The 2,974-nt window shown below is 69.9% G+C and carries 3 protein-coding genes and 1 pseudogene; all 4 read left to right on the top strand.

What is annotated here, in order from left to right:
* A pseudogene (locus G3480_RS25860) lies at positions 1–370 on the top strand (hypothetical protein); the annotation flags it as partial.
* A 96-nt stretch (positions 371–466) separates the two neighbouring features.
* A complete protein-coding gene (locus G3480_RS25855) occupies positions 467–1,912 on the top strand; it encodes a DDE-type integrase/transposase/recombinase (protein WP_164657082.1) in 1,446 nt (481 codons plus the stop codon).
* Positions 1,909–2,754, top strand: coding sequence for an ExeA family protein (locus tag G3480_RS25850; protein ID WP_164657081.1), 846 nt, complete (start codon positions 1,909–1,911; stop codon positions 2,752–2,754). The genes G3480_RS25855 and G3480_RS25850 overlap by 4 nt, the downstream gene beginning before the upstream one ends.
* A gap of 17 nt (positions 2,755–2,771) precedes the next feature.
* On the top strand, positions 2,772–2,974 hold a 203-nt coding region (locus G3480_RS25845), incomplete at its 3' end, for a hypothetical protein (protein ID WP_164657080.1).

Raw genomic sequence — 2,974 nt, 5'->3', positions numbered from 1 at the left:
GCAGTGTCGGCGGCGCCTGACGCCGCGCTCGGTACGGTTCCTGGGCCGGCGGGTGTATCTCGGCCTCATCGTCGTGGTGGCCTCCTTGCAGCCTAGCGGACATCACCCCAAAGCGACGGCCTTGGCCGCGACGCTGGCGATCCCGGTCCGCACGCTGCGGCGCTGGCAGACCTGGTGGCGGGAGCAATTGCCACAGACCGCGCTATGGCGCGGCGCACAGGGGTGCTTGATGCCGCCGGTGGATCTGCAGCAGGCGCCGGCCAGTCTGCTGGAGCGTTTCGGCGGCGATGCCGCGGACGCCCTGGCGGCGTTGCTGCGCTTTTTGAGTCCCTTGACGAGTCGTTCCGACCGGCTGCATGAGGGAGGTTGAGGTTACGCAGAGGATGCCTCTCGAAGGCGTGCGGGCGCTCCGCTAGGCTGATCGCGAAGGTGCCGGAACCGCCGGCACCGTGGCCGGGAGCCCCCTATGCCGATCCCCATCGAGGTTCCGCAGCCCGAGCGTTGGGCCCGCTTGCGCTTTGCGATCATTGGACCCTTGCTCGCCGCCCCGCCGCCGGAGGGTGAATTGCAGGCGGCCTTGGCCGCATTGGCCGCCAAGACCTGGCGCCATCCCGTCACCGGCCTGGACGTGCGCTTCGGGGTGTCGACCATCGAGCGCTGGTACTACGCCGCACGCGCCGCGCCCGATCCGGTGGCGGTGCTGCGCAATCGCGTGCGCGCCAACCGCGGTGCCTTCCCGAGTCTGCTGCCCGCCGTCCGCGAGGCGCTGCAGGCGCAGTACCGCGAGCATCCCGGCTGGAGCGCTCAACTGCACCACGACAACCTGGTGGCGACGCTGGCCGGCAGTGCCACCGCCGTGCCGTCCTATCCGAGTGTGCGGCGCTATTTGAAGGCGCAGGGGATGGTGCGCCGCGCCACCCCCAAGCGCGACACCGCCGGCGCGCTGGCGGCGCGCGATCGCCTAGAGCAGCGTGAGGTGCGCAGCTTCGAGGTCGAGCACGTCGCGGCCCTGTGGCATCTGGATTTCCATCACGGCTCGCGCAAGGTGTTGACTGCGGCGGGAACCTGGCTCACGCCGTTGCTGTTCGGTGTCATCGATGACCGCTCGCGCCTGCTCTGTCACCTGCAGTGGTATGCCAACGAGACCGCCGAGGTGCTGGTGCATGGGCTGTCGCAGGCGTTCATGAAGCGCGGCCTGCCGCGTGCCCTGATGACGGACAACGGTGCGGCGATGCTGACCGAGGAGACGGTGGCCGGACTGGCCCGCCTGGGCGTCCTGCACCAGACCACCTTGCCCTACTCGCCCTATCAGAACGCCAAGCAGGAGGCTTTCTGGGGTCGCGTGGAAGGGCGCCTGATGGCGATGCTCGAAGGGGAGGCGACGCTGAGCTTGGAGGCGCTGAACCATGCCACCCAAGCCTGGGTCGAGCAGGAGTATCACCGCAGCACCCATTCGGAATTGGCCACCACGCCGCTGGCGCGTTATCTGGAGGGTCCGACCGTGGCGCGCCCTTGCCCGGACGTGGGCGCCCTGCGCGCGGCCTTCCGCATCGAGGTTGCGCGCCGCCAGCGCCGGGCCGATGGCACCGTCAGCCTGGCGGGCATCCGTCTGGAGATCCCCGCGCGCTATCGCGCCCTGGAGACGGTGCATCTGCGCTACGCGCGCTGGGATCTGGGCCATGTCGATCTGGTCGATCCGCACAGCGGCGTGATCTTGAGTCCCGTGCGCCCGCTCGATAAGGCCGCCAATGCCGGGGAGGCCCGCCGTGCCCTGGTGTCCAGCGCACCGCTCTCGCAACCGAGTGCGCCGAGCGGCATGGCGCCGCTGCTGCGCCAGCTCATCGCCGAGCACGCCGCGACCGGCCTGCCGCCGGCCTTTCTGCCCCTGAACACCCCCGAGAATCGCCAATGAATACCCGACTGCTCGCCCTCTACGGGCTGAAATGGCACCCCTTCTCCTCGGAGCTGCCGATCGAGGCGCTCTACATCCCCCCGCGCGTGGAGCAGTTCCTATGGCGCATCGAGCAGGCGCAGATCCGCGAAGGCGGCTTTGCGATGATCCACGGTGAACCGGGCACCGGCAAAAGCGTGGTGCTGCGCCTGCTCGCCGAGCGCCTCGCCCGGCTCCCCGACCTCGTCGTCGGCGCCATCGATCACCCCCAGAGCAGCCTCGCGGATTTCTACCGCGAACTCGGGGAGCTGTTCGCCGTGCCGCTGCGTCCACACAACCGCTGGGCCGGCTTCAAGGCGCTGCGCGCGACCTGGCTCGGGCATCTGCAGACCACCCGCCGGCGCGCGGTGCTGCTCGTCGACGAGGCCCAGGAAATGAGCCCCGCCGTGCTCAACGAGCTGCGACTGCTCGCCAGCGCGCGCTTCGACTCCCAACCACTGCTGTGCGTCGTCCTCGCCGGGGATACCCGCCTCACCGATCACCTGCGCCGCGCGGAGCTGCTGCCCCTGGGCTCGCGCATCCGCACCCGCCTGGCCACCGAGCACGCCGGGCGCGAGGAACTCCTCGCCTGCCTGCAACAGCTGTGCACCAGCGCCGGTAACGCCGCGCTTATGAGCGAGCCCCTGCAGCACACCCTCTGCGACCACGCCGCCGGCAATGACCGCATCCTCGTCACCCTGGCCGCCGAGCTGCTCGCTGTCGCCGCTCAGCACGAACGCCCCCAGCTCGACGAGGCGCTCTTCCTTGAGGTCTTCACCCCGTCGCCCACCGCTCGCCCGCGCCGCGCCGCCCTGTCACGCTGACCCACTCGGAGCCTCCCATGACACACCCGCAATCCCGACAGACCCTGACACCGATCGATCTGCCGCCGCTGCCCGACGAGGCCGTCGCCGCCCTCATGGACTTCCTCCACGAGATCGTCTTCCAATTCGAAGGCCGCTACTTCGGCCAGCTGCAGCGCTATGACGCCGACCACACCCCCGCGCAGCGCCAACCACCCGATCAGTGCGACGGTGCTACGGA

Source organism: Thiorhodococcus mannitoliphagus, assembly GCF_010915725.1.
GTDB lineage: Bacteria > Pseudomonadota > Gammaproteobacteria > Chromatiales > Chromatiaceae > Thiorhodococcus > Thiorhodococcus mannitoliphagus.
Note: the sequence above shows the minus strand (reverse complement) of the source record. Positions and strands in the feature narration are given on the sequence as shown.

Excerpts from the sequence above, each read along its gene's own strand:
- G3480_RS25855 (WP_164657082.1), top strand. The coding sequence starts at position 467 with ATGCCGATCCCCATCGAGGTTCCGCAGCCCGAGCGTTGGGCCCGCTTG.
- G3480_RS25850 (WP_164657081.1), top strand. The coding sequence starts at position 1,909 with ATGAATACCCGACTGCTCGCCCTCTACGGGCTGAAATGGCACCCCTTC.